Genomic DNA, 14,144 nt, shown 5'->3' with positions numbered 1-14,144 from the left:
TAGAACTACCTGCCTTCTGTGATATGGTCAATCCTGCTTCTGATAACAGGTTATGCGCGTACTCCCTGTTCTTCAAGCGCCTTCTCCAGGGCAGCGATGAAGGCTGTATTCTGCTCGGCAGAGCCGACAGTAACCCGGATGAAGGTCGGGTAGCGGTGGTGGCCTGCTCTCACGATAATACCTTGCCGCAGCAACGCATCGAAGACCTCAAAGGCCGGCTTGCGCACATCCACCATGATGAAATTGCCGTGTGCCGGGAAGGACTCAAGGCCTAGACGCTGGAATTCAGCCTGAAGCTGTACAATACCAGCACTATTAAGCGTACGGCACTGCTGAACATATTCCTGATCAGAGAGTGCAGCCAAAGCCGCCACTTGGGCTAAACGGGTCGTATTAAACGGTTCCCGCACTTTATTAATCAAGGAGATAATCTGCGGACTGGCCACCCCATAACCGATACGGAGTGCAGCAAGACCGTAGATCTTGGAGAATGTACGGAGGACAACAAGATTAGGATACGAGTCCAGCAGCTTAATGCCGTTAGAGTAACTCAAATCAGTCACATATTCGAAGTATGCCTCATCCAGCACAACCATAACTCCAGCCGGTACCGCATCCAGGAAAGTAATCAGGGCATCCTCCGGCACAATGGTTCCGGTCGGATTGTTCGGATTGCAAATCCAGATGATCTTGGTGCGATCTGTAATCTTGGCAAGCATAGCATCCAGATCATGGGTACCCTTCTTCAAAGGCACTTCAATAGATACAGCACCCTCTATATCAGCATTGCTCTTGTAGACAGAGAAGGTCTGATCAGCCATAATCGTCTCGTCACCTTGCAGGAAAAAAGCACGGGCGATCAGCGCAATAATCTCGTCAGATCCGCATCCGAAAATAATATTGTCGCTGGTTACTCCCAGCTGCTTAGCCAGTGCTGCAGTCAGCTCTGCAGCCGAACCGTCCGGGTATAAATACAGATTATCCAGCTCTGCTACAATAGCGGCTCTTGCGCTTGGCGCAGCCCCGTAAGGGTTCTCGTTAGATGCCAGCTTGATAACATCGCTCAAGCCCAGCTCCTTCTTGACTTCTTCAATCGGTTTCCCCGGCTTGTAGACAGGGAGGTCGATGATGTTCGGTTTCGGGTTCATGGTTGATCCTCGCTCTCCAGAAGTAATTCGCTAATATACTAGTCTGTATTCAGACCGTTATGGTCTTAATTGTGCCACAAATTCACGAATTTGCAACAGTCCCGCACTTCTTGTCTCCGGCTGGGACAACAGAGGAATGACATCCTCTACCTTGCGGACAATCGCACTGCCGACGACTACACCATCGCAAATTTTGGCAAACCTAGACACTTGTTCTCCAGTGGATATACCGAATCCTACAGCGATCGGCAGGTCTGTAGAGCGGCGGACGGATTGAATGAAGTCATCCACTCCGGTATGAAAGGTAGAGCGTTCGCCGGTTACACCAAGCGAAGATACGCAGTAGACGAACCCGCTGGCGCCGGAAACAATCCGCGCGATCCGTTCACTGGAAGTCGGGGCTACCAGCGGAATCAGATTCACTCCGGCTGCACGGCTGCGCTCACGCATGTCCTCCGACTCTTCAACAGGCAGATCGGGGATGATCAGTCCGCTGATCTCATGGGCATCCAGCTCTGCGAAGAAAGTATCCAGCCCCATCTGCATCACCGGATTATAGTAGGTGAACAGGATGAACGGCAGCTGACTGCCGGCCTGACGTGCCTTAAGGGCTGTCTCCATGCAGGTGCGGAGATGAATATTGCTGCGCAGGGCTCTGGAGGAAGCCCGCTGAATGACCGGACCGTCGGCAAGCGGGTCAGAGTAGGGAACGCCAAGCTCCAGAATATCTGCACCGGCCGCCTCCAGCTCAGCGATAATATCCAGCGTAGTCTCAAGATCGGGATCGCCTACGGTAAGAAAAGGAATCAGGGCTGCCCGGCCCTCTGCCCGCAGCTTTTTGAAGGTCAGATCCATCCGGTTTGTAGTTTCGGTAGTCATTATTTCCCCGCCCCTTCCGTATAGGCCATGATCGATTCTACGTCTTTGTCGCCGCGTCCGGACAGGCAGATGACTACAATATCATCCTTGGTCAGTGTCTTGCCGAGCTTCACCACGTGGGCAATCGCATGGGCAGATTCGAGGGCAGGAATGATGCCTTCCGTCTGACAGAGCAGCTTCAGTGCATCCAGCGCCTCGTAATCCGTAACCGGCACATACTGTGCGCGGTGAATATCCTTCAGATAGGAGTGTTCGGGTCCGACACCGGGATAATCCAGTCCGGCCGAAATGGAATGGGCTTCGGTCACCTGTCCGTGCTCATCCTGCAGCAGGTAGCTGAGCGAGCCCTGGAAGACGCCGTGGCTTCCCTTACTCATGGTTGCTGCATGGAACGGAGTATCAATTCCCTTGCCGGCAGCTTCAACACCAATCATACCAACCTGCTCATCCTCCATAAAAGGATAGAACATGCCGATGGCATTACTGCCTCCGCCTACCGCGGCAACCAGCAGATCCGGCAAGCGTCCTTCAGCCTCCAGAATCTGGCGGCGGGTCTCATCCCCGATAATCCGCTGGAAATTACGGACCATCATCGGATAAGGATGCGGGCCTACCGCCGAGCCAAGAATATAGAAGGTATCCTCAACGTTGCTCACCCAGTAGCGCAGTGCCTCATTACCGGCATCCTTCAGGGTTCTTGACCCGGAGGTTACGGGAATCACTTCTGCACCAAGCAGCTTCATACGGAAGACGTTTAGTGCCTGGCGGCGGGTATCCTCCTCGCCCATGAATACCTTGCATTCCATACCAAGCAAGGCTGCAACTGTAGCGGTAGCCACGCCGTGCTGGCCGGCTCCTGTTTCGGCAATCACCTTGGTTTTACCCATCATTTTGGCCAGAATGCCTTGTCCGATAGCGTTGTTGATCTTGTGCGCACCTGTATGATTCAGGTCCTCACGCTTCAGATAGATCTTCGCCTCACCCAGATGTCTGCTAAGCCGCTCTGCATAATACAGCGGGGTCTCACGTCCGGAATACTGCTTAAGCAGGTAATCTATTTCCTCTTGAAAAGCCGGGTCTGCCGAGAATTTACGGTAGGCCTCCTCCAGCTCAATCAGTGCATTCATCAAGGTTTCAGGAACGAAGCGGCCTCCAAAAGAACCAAAACGTCCGTTCTTGTCCGGTACTTGTATCATGATTGCTTCACCCTTTCCACGAAAGCTGTCATTTTTGCGATATCCTTAAGGCCGTTACTCTCCACTCCGCTGGATACATCCACGCCATATGGCGCGTAGCCGTCCAGCAGCTCGTTCACATTGTCCGGGTACAGTCCTCCGGCTATAAATAAAGGCAGTGCGACCTCCTCCGCCGCCTGTTGATATAGCGGAATCTGTTTCCAGTCAAACGTACGTCCGGAGCCTCCGCTGCCCTGCGGGTCATAGGTATCCAGGAGCAGCGCATCGATTGTGCCGCTGTAGCTCTCCAGGAGAGCATGAATGCCGGTTCCGGCATCAGGGGCATGGCCCGCCACAGAAAGTGCTTTCCATACTTGAATCTGCGGAAAAGCCTGCTTGACCTCGCTGCAGAACAGCGGACTCTCTTGCCCATGCAGCTGCACGACATCCAGCGGTACTGTTCTGAGCAGCTCAGTCAGCTCAGTAAGCTGCGGATTGACGAAGACTCCCGCAGCGCGGGGTGCTGTCCCAGTATTCCACTCCTTCAGCTCTGCAACAAGCTCGGCAGCAGCTCCAGCAGTCACTCTGCGGCGGCTCGGGGCAAATACCAATCCGATATAATCCAGAGGCAAACTCTTCATAGATTTTAGCACTTCAACGTCCTGAAGTCCACAGATTTTTACGATTGTGTCAGCCATGCAGCGCACGGTCCTTCCCTGCAGGAAGCGGTCCGAGCAGCTGATTTACTGCCTGCTCTACATCCGGCTGGCGCATCAGATATTCTCCTACCAGCACGCCGGTAGCCCGGGTCTTGCTTAAGAATGCGATGTCCTCCGGACCGGTAATCCCGCTCTCACTGATGACCGGCAGTCCCTCCGGAAGCAGTGCCGCAAGCTCGGCTGTGGCAGAAAGCGCGGTCTCAAAGGTCTTCAGATTCCGGTTGTTGATGCCAAGCAACACGCCGGGATGAACAGCCTTGCCGGTGGCCAGCACCATTTCCAGTTCGGTGCGGTCATGTACTTCAATCAGAATATCGAGGCCAAGCGCTGCAGCGGTATCGGTGAATGCGCTCAGCTGTTCAGATGTCAGAATAGCGGCAATGAGCAGAATAGCATCTGCTCCCAGCAGGCGCGCTTCGTAGATCTGCTTCTCATCAATGATGAAATCTTTGCGCAGCAGAGGAAGCTCCACCGCTGCCCTTACCTGCTGCAGATACGATCCGCTGCCCTGAAAATATTCCCGGTCCGTAAGCACCGACAGGCAGTCCGCGCCTCCTGCCGCATAGCCTTTAGCAATCTCAACCGGATCAAAATCGGCACGGATCAGGCCTTTGGAAGGCGAAGCCTTCTTCACCTCGGCGATCAGCCCCATGTCCCGGTTCCGCCGCCCGGTCAGCGCAGCGCGGAAGCCTCTCGTTGCAGGCAGAGCAGCGATAGCCCGTTCAGCCTCTTCCAATGAAAATGTCTTATTTAACGCCTCCACCTCTTTCACTTTGGTGGCAACAATCCGGTCAAGATACATAATCAAGCTCCTTCGTCATGGCTTTTAACTGTTCCAGCTTGCGCAGTGCTGCTCCTGAATCCACTACCTCTCTTGCCCGGTCTACGCCTTCCCGCAGTGTATCTGCAAGACCGGCAACATAGATGCATGCCCCGGCATTCGCTAATACGATATCACGGTATGGATTGATTTGACCTTCCAGTACTGTAGTGATAATTGCCGCGTTCTCGGCCGCATCACCTCCGAGCACATCCTCCAGCGGATGCTGGCTCAGCCCGAGCTCCTGTGGTGTAACCTCGTAGGTTGTGACCACACCATTTCTCAGCTCGGAGACCTGGGTCGGCGCCGAGATGCTGATTTCATCCAGACCGTCCAGACTGCTGACAATCATTGCCCGCTTGGAGCCCAGCTCGCCCAGCACTTTGGCCACAGTCTCCGTTTTGTTGCGGTCATAGATGCCCATGAGCTGCCGGTCAGCTCCTGCCGGATTCGTCAGCGGGCCAAGCATATTGAATACAGTACGCACACCCAGCTCACGGCGGGGAGCAGCAGCATGCTTCATTGACGGATGGTAGATTTGTGCGAACAGGAAGCAGATTCCGATGCTGTCCAGACATTGCCGGGCCTGCTCCGCATTCAGATGAATATTGACGCCGAGAGCCTCCAGTACGTCGGCGCTGCCTGCTCTGCCGGAAGCCGAACGGTTGCCGTGCTTCGCAACTCTTACAGAAGCGGCAGACGAGATGATTGCCGAGGCGGTGGAGATATTAAATTTATGAATACCGGAGCCTCCGGTGCCGCAGGTATCGAGCAGCTGGCTACGTTCCGTAAGTACCGGTGTCCCGAAACCGCGCATCGCTTCCGCGAACCCGGTGATTTCCTCTACCGTTTCACCCTTAATACGCAGCGCTGTGAGCAGTGCACCGATCTGCGCGTGTGTTGCCGCCCCCTCCATAATGGTCCCCATTACCTCCCGTGCCTGCGTGCGGGTAAGATCCTTTCCTTCAATTAATCCGGCAATTCCTGATTGTATTAACTGGCTTGCTTCCATATTGATTCCCTCCTAAGAGTTTTGTAGGCGGACTTCCTGAATCAGCTTCTTACAAAACCGGATCCGGAGCATACGCCAAAAATAGTATGGAGCATTCTCTGCTCGTCTTAGCTCATCTCTGCTTATCCCCGGCTCACGGGGTATACTCGTACATATAGTCCTGGTTGATAACCTGTTTCTCCTTCACCTCAGCGGGGAACATGGCTTCGGCCATCCGGATCGCCTTCAGCATGCCCTTGGCCTTGTTCAGGGTCTCTTCATATTCCTTCTCCGGAACCGAGTCCCAGACAATTCCGGCTCCAGCCTGTACATAAGCCCGGCCTTTGCGGAAAATAATTGTGCGAATGGTTATGCAGGAATCCATATTCCCGGAGAAGCCGAGATAACCGATGGCGCCGGCATAAGCGCCGCGTGCTTCCTTTTCCAGTTCGGCAATGATCTCCATCGCCCGCAGCTTCGGTGCCCCCGATACAGTCCCTGCCGGGAGGCAGGAGAGGAAGGCATCGAAGAAATCTTTATCGTCTGCCAGCGTCCCGGACACGTTCGAGACGATATGCATCACATGCGAGTATTTCTCGATTTCCATGAACGAGTCGCATTTCACCGTGCCGAACTTCGACACACGGCCCAGGTCATTACGGCCCAGATCAACGAGCATCAGATGCTCCGCGCGTTCCTTCTCATCCTCCAGCAGTTCAGCGGCGAGCTGGCGGTCCTGCGCCTCTGTCTCTCCGCGCGGCCGGGTTCCGGCAATCGGGCGGGTCTCGACCCGTCCGCTACTATCCACCTTAACCAGCGCTTCCGGTGAAGTGCCTACGATGATCTCTTCGTCCATTTTCAGATAATACATATAAGGTGAAGGATTCAGCGTCCGCAGCATGCGGTACACATGCAGTGGAGATACTTCGGTTTCTATATGCAGCCGCTGGGACAGCACCACTTGGAAGATATCACCAGCGCGAATGTACTCTTTGGCCTGCTCCACATTGCTGATGTATTGTTCCTTGGTCAGATTGGAGTGAATCTCACCCAGGTCAATGTCCTGCGGGATGCTGCGGCGGTTGACGTTCTCCTTCGGTCCTTCCTTTTGCAGCTCTTCAGCCATGTTCTCCAGGCGGCGGCTTAGTTCCTCGTAACCTGCGCGAATCTCGGAATCGGTATCGCCATCCTTGATATGCAGATTGCCTACCAGCAGAATCTGCTGCTTCACATGATCGAAGACGATGATGCGGTCACAGAACATGAAGCGGATATCGTCCATATTCAGGTCATCTACGGCATGCGCTGACAGCTTCTCGTAATACTGCAACAGATCGTAGCCGAAGAATCCGATAGCACCACCCGTAAACGGCGGCATCCCATCCAGCTTGGGACTGCGGTAAGAGCGGAGCAGCGCCTTAAGCTCCTCGACAGGTTTGCCAAACAGCTGTTTTTTTTCACCGCCGACTTCAACGTGGATCAGGCCTTTTTTGCCTGAAATCATCAGGAACGGATCACTGCCGATAAAGGAATAACGCGCCCATTGGCTGCCGCCTTCTACACTCTCCAGCAGGAATGCACGATCCTGCTCCGCAAAACGCTGGAACAAGCGGATGGGTGTTTCCATATCTGCCAGCAGCCTCTTCACTACCGGGATCAGATTATACTTCCGCGACAGCGACACTACTTCTTCAATGCTCGGATTCGTCACTTGGCTAACCTCCTGGGATTCTATAGGTAATGTCCGAAATACAGAAAAACCTCTACCGGAGTAGAGGTTTGTGTTAGCAAGTATGTGAATAAGCGCCTGGGACCGGCAAAAACCAAATCGAGTACAGATCATCCCCTCAAAGGATACACTTATAGCGTATGGGCAGCTGCTGCACAAACTCTATACGGGTATGCCAAAAAAAGAACGCTGATAATCAATGGTCTGCTCTTCAAAAAAAGTCCTGCACTCTGCTCAACTATACTCATCTTAACTAAACTATACTCTGCTTCACTCGGCTAACTACACTATACATGATGACGGCGGTTAATGACAACCCCGCATATGTAATTTATTACTTGCCCTGTGAGAGATCCGGACGAAGCCGCTGGGCTTCATTCAGATACACATGGCGGATGTCCCGCTGTGATTTATCCGTATTAACCTGAACCATCAGGCGGATGCATTGTGGCAGGCTGCCTTTGACCGGAATCTCCACCGAACACATCAGCGGTACCATTTCCCAGCCTTCAATCTCACGGATGGCACGCGCCGGAAAGGTGGCGTCCAGATCTGCGGTCATCGTGATCCACACACTGCAGATATCCTCGGCGATAACATCGTTGCGCTCAACAATTTCCCTCAGCAGCACAACAGTCTCGCGCAAAATTTCGGTTTCCTCATTCTTCGTTACGGTTGTTGCACCGCGTATCCCCCGGTTCACCATGGGCTTTCCTCCTTCTTGAGCTGGGCGATAACCCGGCGTACATCACTTGCCTGCACATCGCCCACAATACTGACAGCGCCGATGTCGTCCGGTACGATAAAGGTCATTCTGCCTTCCTTGAACTTCTTGTCATGCATCATGGCTTCCATCAGCTCATCCTCGCCGTATTCCGCCGGCAGTCTGACCGGCAGAGACAATGCGGTGAGCATAGATACCGTATCTTCATAGATCGCTCTGTCCCGGCCCAGCTTCGCGGCCAGCAGGGCTGATCCGGCCATTCCAATGGCAATAGCCTCACCATGAAGAAATACGCCGTAGCCGCCTACTGCTTCAATAGCATGTCCAATGGTATGCCCCAGGTTCAGAATCGCACGCTGCCCCTGCTCCGTCTCATCATTGCAAACAACGTCAGCCTTGATCGCACAGCCGCGTTCCAGTGCGTACCCCAGAGCCTCCGGTTCCAGGGCAAGCAGCTCTCCGGCATGTTCACGGCACCAGTACGCGAACTCTTTGTCAAAGATCAGACCATGTTTCACAACCTCAGCCAGTCCCGAAGCAACTTGGCGTGGAGGAAGTGTAGCAAGGGTGTCCAGATCGTACAGCACCATGGACGGCTGGTAGAAGGCGCCAAGCATATTCTTGGCCAGCGGATGGTTGACTCCAACCTTGCCGCCTACACTGCTGTCGTGGGCGAGGATCGTGGTAGGAATCTGCATGAATCCGATTCCCCGCATATAAGAGGCGGCGACGAATCCGGCCAGATCCCCTACAACCCCCCCGCCAAGCGCCAGCACTGCAGAGCTGCGGTCCAGCCCGCCCTGAATGGCTGTCGTAATGACCTCTTCATAGACGGCCAGAGATTTGGAAGCTTCACCTGCCTGAATTACATGGCTGACTACCGTATATCCGCTGCCGCGCAGGGATGCCTCCACCTGATCCAGATACCGCGGAGCCACTTCACTGTCCGTGACAACCAGCAGCGGACTGCGCTGCGGGAAACCGGCTTCTATGCAGCGTTCACCAATATTCTGCAGCAGTCCGCTGCCGATATAAATAGGATAAGACCGTTCACCCAGAGCTACCGTAATACTGCGCATCTTAATAGCTCTCCAGCTGCGCCAGGTAATTATTATAGTTGGCTTTGATCTCTTCCATGGAGTCGCCGCCGAATTTATCCAGGAAAGCCTTGGCAATCTCCCAGGCCACCACATTCTCCAGTACAACACAGGCTGCCGGAACTGCGCAGGCATCCGAACGTTCAACCTGGGCAGTGAACGGTTCCTTCGTATCAATATCTACGCTTTGCAGAGGCTTATACAACGTCGGAATCGGCTTCATTACTCCGCGGACCACCACCGGCATCCCATTGGTCATTCCGCCTTCGAAACCGCCCAGCCGGTTGCTTGCCCGGTAGTATCCTTGTGAGGCTTCATACATTATCTCGTCATGAACCTGTGAGCCGCGCAGCTTACCGGCCTCGAAGCCGATGCCGATCTCCACACCTTTGAAGGCATTAATCGACATAACGGCTCCGGCGATGGCTCCATCGAGCTTGCGGTCAGACTGCACATGACTGCCAAGGCCGACCGGCAGACCCTCGACAATACATTCCACAATCCCGCCGATAGAGTCGCCTTCCTCCTTGATCTTGTCTATGTAAGCCTCCATCTTCTGTTCCGTCTCTTTGTCCACGACTCTCACAGAGGACTCTTCTGTCTGCGCAATCAGTTCATCTACCGTAAGCTGATTGGCTGGTGCTTCGATTTCACCGATGCGGATCACTTGTCCGGCAATCTTCACCCCGAATGCTGCCAGCAATTGGCGGGCTACTGCGCCTACCGCGACCCGGGCAGCCGTCTCACGGGCGCTGGAGCGCTCCAGTACATTGCGCAGATCCGTAAGGTTATACTTCAAGCCGCCGTTCAGGTCGGCATGTCCGGGACGCGGACGGTTGACCCGGCGCTTCTCCTCATCACTGCCTGGAATCGGCTCGATATTCATAATGTTCTTCCAGTGCGTCCAGTCCTTGTTCACCACCACCAGGGCAACAGGAGCACCCGTTGTGGAACCGTGGCGTACGCCGCCTACAATCTCGGCGGTATCCTTCTCAATCTGCATCCGGCGTCCGCGGCCGTAGCCCTTCTGTCTCCGGTGCAGCTGGAAATTAAGCTCTTCGAAATCAAGTGTCAAATTGCTGGGCAATCCCTCAATAATGGCTGTAAGCTGGGGGCCGTGCGTTTCCCCCGCTGTTAAATAGCGTAAATTCATGCTGCGTTCCCCCTTCACACTTTTAGACTGTAAACCACTAAATTGTTAAATGTCTTTGCTTATTATAGTATAGGCCATCGGCTTTGACAAGAAAGCGGTCACCTTCAAGTGCCACTCTATTCCTCAACAAGAACAGCGCCGCTCCTGCTCTTTCGAGCAGAAACGGCGCTGCTGTGCATCCCCGCCCTAAGAACCTGTCTCCAGCTGCCGGTTACCCGGTGCGGGAGGCAGGCTGCCGGTTCTGCCCTCCTCCGCTGCAAGCAGGCTCTGCAGCTGCAGCTCCTCAATCCCGAGAACCTGTCCGCATTCGCGGACTGTGAGGAAGCCGCGTCGATACGCGGCTATAACCTTGCTTTTGTCCATCTACTATAACGACCTTTCACTTGGCATACGGTTTCTACTCTTCAGTATCACTGAAAAGAAGTTAAAGTATACCTGTGGCGACAGGCCCTGCGGATAAGCAACCGTTCCCTATTTCTTGCGGTAGAAGAAGGTTTCTGTAGATTCGAATCCATACTGCGCGGGCGTGAAAATCTGTTCCGTGCTGCCCACGAACAGATAGCCGCCGGGACGCAGGCTGGCCGAGAATTTGTGATACAGCTTATTCTTGGCTTCTTCAGTGAAATAGATCATTACATTCCGGCAGATGATCAGGTCGAAGCCTTCATCAAACTTATCGAGCAGCAGATTCTGCTTACGGAAATCGATACTCTTCTTCAGCCCATCACTGACCTTGAACACGGGTCCCTCCGGAGTGAAATACCGGTCAGCCACATCTTTAGGGACATCTTTTAAGGAACGCTCCAGATATAACCCCTGCTTCGCTTTGGCCAAGGCCCCGTCATCAATATCTGTGGCCAGAATACCGGTCTGGGCCAGAATATTCTTGTCTGACAGGATCATCGCCAGTGTATAAGGTTCTTCTCCGGTAGAACAGGCGGCACTCCACAGCTTCAGTCTGCGGCCGGAACGCTGAAGATCAGGCAGAATAACATCCCTTAATACTTCCCAGCGGTTCGGATTACGCCAGAATTCGGAGACATTAATGGTCATCCGGTCGAGAAATTCATAGAATAAAGCCTTGTCCTTCATCATTGCGGCATAAAAATCACTAAAAGAATTGTAACCGTTCTTCATGCGGAGCGTCGTAAGACGCCGCTTCATCTGCGCTTCCTTGTACTGGGCGAGATCAATTCCGGTGCTCTGTTTGACATTATGAATAAATCCGGTGTAATCCGGGTCTGGGGTTAATGCGGGTTCTTCACGTTCTGCCATAAATATTCTCCTGTCTCCCGCCGGACCTTACATCCAGACTGAGATGTCTTTGTTATACTGGGCCAGTTCAGACGGAGCAAAGAAATTGGCAATTTCACGTGCTGCGCTTTCCGGCGAGTCTGATCCGTGGATCAAATTAAGCGGGGTGTGGCTGGCATAGTCACCGCGGATCGTTCCCGGCAATGCCTCGCCCACTTTGGTTTTGCCGATCAGCAGACGCGACAGTGATACAACATCATCGCCTTCCCATACCATGGCAAACACAGGACCGGAGGTGATAAAGCCTACCAGTTCCGGGAAGAAATCTTTACCTTCATGCTCTGCGTAGTGCTTCTTGGCTTGTGCTTCCGTAATGGTAATCAGCTTCGCAGCAACCAGCTTGAATCCCTTATCCTCCAGGCGGGCGACAATACGCCCGATCAATCCGCGTTGTACACCGTCTGGTTTGATCATCAGATACGTTTGTTCCATAGAGTCACTCTCCATTTCCCCAATTCTTAATGAATGCTAGGTTTGTCTATACGGGATTGCATAATCAGGTTGTTCATTGTCTGATATTATCAGAAACCTCGGCATCTGTGAACGCTTAATCTACGGAAACTGCCAGATTAATAAGCGCGTCCTGTGACAAAAAAGGCGATGTCGCGCAGATTACGTTTGGTCCTGTTGCCCGGGAGCTGCTCCAGCGCCTCCAGCGCCTTAGAGATGTAACGGGAAGCCAGCTCCTCCGCACGGGCAATTCCGTCCCCGGAAAGGATCAGGTCGATTGCACGGCCAACCCCGCCATTCCCCGCGCGGATCCGTTCCAGCTCTTCCATCAGTCCTTCGCGCAGCCTTGAGTCCTGCAGGCTGTAAATCACCGGCAATGTAATGTTGCCCTGGCGCATATCACTGCCAGGCGGTTTGCCGATTTGCTTCTCCGTTCCGGAAAGATCGAGCAGATCATCACGGATCTGAAACGCCATCCCCACGTTATATCCGTAATTATAGAGCAGCCTTGCTGTCTCCGGCTCTGCTTCTGCAGCCAGGGCGCCGAGCTGACAGCTGACGGCTATTAGCAGTGCTGTCTTGCGGCGGATTCTCCGCAGGTAATGACGTACGCTCTGCCCGCTGTTGAAGAAATCACGAATCTGCTCCATCTCTCCGATCGACATCTCCACCATAGCTTTGGAGAGAATCTGATGAATCCGGGGATTCTTCAGCTCCGAAGTCATGACCAGTGCCTTGGCATAGATATAGTCGCCGGTATACATGGCGATCTTGTCGCCCCATTTCGCCTTGACGGTGGGCTCCCCCCGCCGCAGTTCAGCATCATCGATGACATCATCGTGGACAAGCGAGGCGCTATGTATCAGCTCCAGCGGAATTGCAACACGCTTCAGCTTGTCGAGGTCATATTGTCCGAATTTGCCGCCCATGAGGACAAATACCGGACGAAGGCGCTTGCCTCCCGCCTTGAGCAGGTGCAGCGAGGTTTCTGTCAGCAGGTCATCATCACCCTGGACACTGCGGTACAGTTCCTTTTCAATCTGATCCATATCTTTGTTCAGCAAGCCGAATATTTGCATTCGCTTCATTCTTTCACCCGTGTCAGCAGATTGTGGCTCCAAAGCTCCATCTTCACTTCCTGCGGCAGCAGGCCCATTTCATAGGCATAGCGGAAATAGAGGTTCAGACCTTCCTGCTGCCTTTCCCCAAAGTCGTAACATAAATTACGGAAATAATCGTTCCAATAGGATGCCGTACCTCCGATAGTGCAGCAGGCTTCCTGTGTAATTGGCCCCAGATCGCGCAGGCCCCGTCTTTTACTGACGGCAAAGGCTTCCGCAATCTCGGCAATCGCTTCCGGATTACGCAAAGCAGCCCCGCGGTTAACGGCCCAGACGGCAAAAGTCATGCTGAGTCCGGTCCATTCCTTCCATAGCTCGCCCAGATCCGTTACGTAATATCCCTGATCCTGCCAGGATGCACGGATGGCATGATCCCCGATCAGCAGGCAGGCATCTGCCTGCTCCATCATTTCGTTCAGATCAGGAGGGACACTGATGTACTCAGGGGTGGCAACTATAGCTTTGTCCATCAGAATTTTCAGCAGATTGACAGAAGTGGCCGATGTATTCGTTACGGCGATCCTGCCGCTGCCGATAGACTGCACCGGCATTCTTGAGAAGAGCAGGATCGATTTGACCGGCCCGTCAGCACTGACAGACAGATCCGGAAGCAGCAGAAGCCGGTCGCTGGCCGCTGCGTACGCGAAGGAGGATAATGCGCCTACATGAATGCTCCCGTCAGCCATGCCTTGATTGAGAATGGCGGGTACTTCACTCACCATCTCTGCCGGGAAGCTTAGAGAAGAAGGATGGAAATTATGAAATACCGGCCATGAGTTGGTGTAACTGATTTTACCGATAACGGTGTGCTCTGGATGTGTCAT

Annotated in this window: 15 protein-coding genes; all 15 read right to left on the bottom strand. The window is 53.6% G+C overall.

Translation table 11 applies throughout. The features are described from left to right. Positions 1 to 50: 50 nt before the first annotated feature. The 15 genes from hisC to MKX70_RS17585 all read right to left on the bottom strand — a co-directional run bounded on the left by hisC (position 51) and on the right by MKX70_RS17585 (position 14,144). On the bottom strand, positions 51 to 1,148 hold the full coding sequence (gene hisC / locus MKX70_RS17655; RefSeq protein WP_340840417.1) for a histidinol-phosphate transaminase: 1,098 nt from the start codon (positions 1,146 to 1,148) through the stop codon (positions 51 to 53). 57 nt (positions 1,149 to 1,205) lie between these two features. After that, positions 1,206 to 2,027, bottom strand: a complete 822-nt coding sequence (trpA, locus tag MKX70_RS17650; RefSeq protein WP_340840416.1) for a tryptophan synthase subunit alpha — start codon at positions 2,025 to 2,027, stop codon at positions 1,206 to 1,208. Beyond that, positions 2,027 to 3,223 carry a tryptophan synthase subunit beta gene (gene trpB / locus MKX70_RS17645; protein ID WP_340840415.1) on the bottom strand — a complete coding sequence of 399 codons (1,197 nt, stop codon included), beginning with the start codon at positions 3,221 to 3,223 and terminating at the stop codon, positions 2,027 to 2,029. Before trpB ends, trpA begins: the two co-directional genes overlap by 1 nt. After that, positions 3,220 to 3,900, bottom strand: coding sequence for a phosphoribosylanthranilate isomerase (locus MKX70_RS17640; protein WP_340840414.1), 681 nt, complete (start codon positions 3,898 to 3,900; stop codon positions 3,220 to 3,222). Before MKX70_RS17640 ends, trpB begins: the two co-directional genes overlap by 4 nt. Continuing rightward, positions 3,893 to 4,723 (bottom strand): indole-3-glycerol phosphate synthase TrpC, encoded by an 831-nt coding sequence (gene trpC, locus MKX70_RS17635; RefSeq protein WP_042237627.1) that lies wholly within the window; start codon positions 4,721 to 4,723, stop codon positions 3,893 to 3,895. Before trpC ends, MKX70_RS17640 begins: the two co-directional genes overlap by 8 nt. Further along, positions 4,713 to 5,753, bottom strand: coding sequence for an anthranilate phosphoribosyltransferase (trpD, locus tag MKX70_RS17630; protein WP_039301835.1), 1,041 nt, complete (start codon positions 5,751 to 5,753; stop codon positions 4,713 to 4,715). The genes trpC and trpD overlap by 11 nt, the downstream gene beginning before the upstream one ends. A gap of 133 nt (positions 5,754 to 5,886) precedes the next feature. After that, on the bottom strand, positions 5,887 to 7,443 hold the full coding sequence (gene trpE / locus MKX70_RS17625; protein ID WP_340784693.1) for an anthranilate synthase component I: 1,557 nt from the start codon (positions 7,441 to 7,443) through the stop codon (positions 5,887 to 5,889). Between the two features lie 352 nt (positions 7,444 to 7,795). Further along, positions 7,796 to 8,167, bottom strand: coding sequence for a chorismate mutase (gene aroH / locus MKX70_RS17620; RefSeq protein ID WP_042138621.1), 372 nt, complete (start codon positions 8,165 to 8,167; stop codon positions 7,796 to 7,798). After that, on the bottom strand, positions 8,161 to 9,264 hold the full coding sequence (aroB, locus tag MKX70_RS17615) for a 3-dehydroquinate synthase (protein ID WP_042237632.1): 1,104 nt from the start codon (positions 9,262 to 9,264) through the stop codon (positions 8,161 to 8,163). Before aroB ends, aroH begins: the two co-directional genes overlap by 7 nt. A gap of 1 nt (position 9,265) precedes the next feature. Continuing rightward, a complete protein-coding gene (gene aroC, locus MKX70_RS17610) occupies positions 9,266 to 10,435 on the bottom strand; it encodes a chorismate synthase (protein ID WP_340840413.1) in 1,170 nt (389 codons plus the stop codon). Positions 10,436 to 10,621: 186 nt separating this feature from the next. After that, the gene (locus MKX70_RS17605) at positions 10,622 to 10,798 is read right to left on the bottom strand and encodes a hypothetical protein (protein ID WP_167549564.1); all 177 of its coding nucleotides are present in this window, start codon (positions 10,796 to 10,798) and stop codon (positions 10,622 to 10,624) included. A gap of 108 nt (positions 10,799 to 10,906) precedes the next feature. Continuing rightward, positions 10,907 to 11,710, bottom strand: coding sequence for a CheR family methyltransferase (locus MKX70_RS17600; RefSeq protein WP_042237635.1), 804 nt, complete (start codon positions 11,708 to 11,710; stop codon positions 10,907 to 10,909). A gap of 27 nt (positions 11,711 to 11,737) precedes the next feature. Continuing rightward, entirely contained in the window at positions 11,738 to 12,181 is a 444-nt protein-coding gene (gene ndk / locus MKX70_RS17595; protein WP_340840412.1) for a nucleoside-diphosphate kinase, read from the bottom strand. Between the two features lie 137 nt (positions 12,182 to 12,318). Further along, the gene (locus MKX70_RS17590) at positions 12,319 to 13,287 is read right to left on the bottom strand and encodes a polyprenyl synthetase family protein (protein ID WP_340784683.1); all 969 of its coding nucleotides are present in this window, start codon (positions 13,285 to 13,287) and stop codon (positions 12,319 to 12,321) included. Beyond that, positions 13,284 to 14,144: a menaquinone biosynthetic enzyme MqnA/MqnD family protein gene (locus MKX70_RS17585; protein ID WP_340840411.1), complete on the bottom strand. Its 861-nt coding sequence runs from the start codon at positions 14,142 to 14,144 to the stop codon at positions 13,284 to 13,286. The genes MKX70_RS17590 and MKX70_RS17585 overlap by 4 nt, the downstream gene beginning before the upstream one ends.

It is taken from the genome of Paenibacillus sp. FSL R7-0312, assembly GCF_038004445.1.
Classification (GTDB): domain Bacteria; phylum Bacillota; class Bacilli; order Paenibacillales; family Paenibacillaceae; genus Paenibacillus_AQ.
This window is presented reverse-complemented; position numbering and strand designations above follow the sequence as displayed.

What these genes read in the sequence shown, in the direction of transcription:
- hisC (WP_340840417.1), bottom strand. Translation starts at nt 1,148, where the DNA reads ATGAACCCGAAACCGAACATCATCGACCTCCCTGTCTACAAGCCGGGG.
- trpA (WP_340840416.1), bottom strand. Translation starts at nt 2,027, where the DNA reads ATGACTACCGAAACTACAAACCGGATGGATCTGACCTTCAAAAAGCTG.
- trpB (WP_340840415.1), bottom strand. Translation starts at nt 3,223, where the DNA reads ATGATACAAGTACCGGACAAGAACGGACGTTTTGGTTCTTTTGGAGGC.
- MKX70_RS17640 (WP_340840414.1), bottom strand. Translation starts at nt 3,900, where the DNA reads ATGGCTGACACAATCGTAAAAATCTGTGGACTTCAGGACGTTGAAGTG.
- trpC (WP_042237627.1), bottom strand. Translation starts at nt 4,723, where the DNA reads ATGTATCTTGACCGGATTGTTGCCACCAAAGTGAAAGAGGTGGAGGCG.
- trpD (WP_039301835.1), bottom strand. Translation starts at nt 5,753, where the DNA reads ATGGAAGCAAGCCAGTTAATACAATCAGGAATTGCCGGATTAATTGAA.
- aroH (WP_042138621.1), bottom strand. Translation starts at nt 8,167, where the DNA reads ATGGTGAACCGGGGGATACGCGGTGCAACAACCGTAACGAAGAATGAG.
- aroB (WP_042237632.1), bottom strand. Translation starts at nt 9,264, where the DNA reads ATGCGCAGTATTACGGTAGCTCTGGGTGAACGGTCTTATCCTATTTAT.
- aroC (WP_340840413.1), bottom strand. Translation starts at nt 10,435, where the DNA reads ATGAATTTACGCTATTTAACAGCGGGGGAAACGCACGGCCCCCAGCTT.
- MKX70_RS17605 (WP_167549564.1), bottom strand. Translation starts at nt 10,798, where the DNA reads ATGGACAAAAGCAAGGTTATAGCCGCGTATCGACGCGGCTTCCTCACA.
- MKX70_RS17600 (WP_042237635.1), bottom strand. Translation starts at nt 11,710, where the DNA reads ATGGCAGAACGTGAAGAACCCGCATTAACCCCAGACCCGGATTACACC.
- ndk (WP_340840412.1), bottom strand. Translation starts at nt 12,181, where the DNA reads ATGGAACAAACGTATCTGATGATCAAACCAGACGGTGTACAACGCGGA.
- MKX70_RS17590 (WP_340784683.1), bottom strand. Translation starts at nt 13,287, where the DNA reads ATGAAGCGAATGCAAATATTCGGCTTGCTGAACAAAGATATGGATCAG.
- MKX70_RS17585 (WP_340840411.1), bottom strand. Translation starts at nt 14,144, where the DNA reads ATGACACATCCAGAGCACACCGTTATCGGTAAAATCAGTTACACCAAC.